This is a genomic window from Streptomyces beijiangensis (assembly GCF_017315755.1).
In the GTDB taxonomy this organism is placed as follows: domain Bacteria; phylum Actinomycetota; class Actinomycetes; order Streptomycetales; family Streptomycetaceae; genus Streptomyces; species Streptomyces beijiangensis.
On the sequence record NZ_JAFLRJ010001260.1, the window covers coordinates 1 to 225 of the forward strand.

Consider the following 225-nt stretch of genomic DNA (forward strand, 5'->3'; position numbering starts at 1 on the left):
ACAGGGGGTGGTGGGTGGTGCCCTCGTCCCAGGCGGAGAAGACCAGAACGTCGGTACTGCCGGCCTCCTCGTCCTCGCCGAGCCGGAAGAGGTCGACGCACTCCCACATCGTGCCGGTCCAGTCGAGCTCGCCCTGGTTCTGCGAGGCGTCGCCGGTCAGCAGGGGGCCGACGTAGCGCCAGCTGCGCAGGTCGTCGGATTCGTACAGGAAGGCCGTTCCGCCGA

At 69.3% G+C, this 225-nt stretch carries 1 pseudogene; it reads right to left on the bottom strand.

What is annotated here, in order from left to right:
• A pseudogene (locus J0695_RS41430) lies at positions 1-225 on the bottom strand (glycoside hydrolase family 32 protein); the annotation flags it as partial.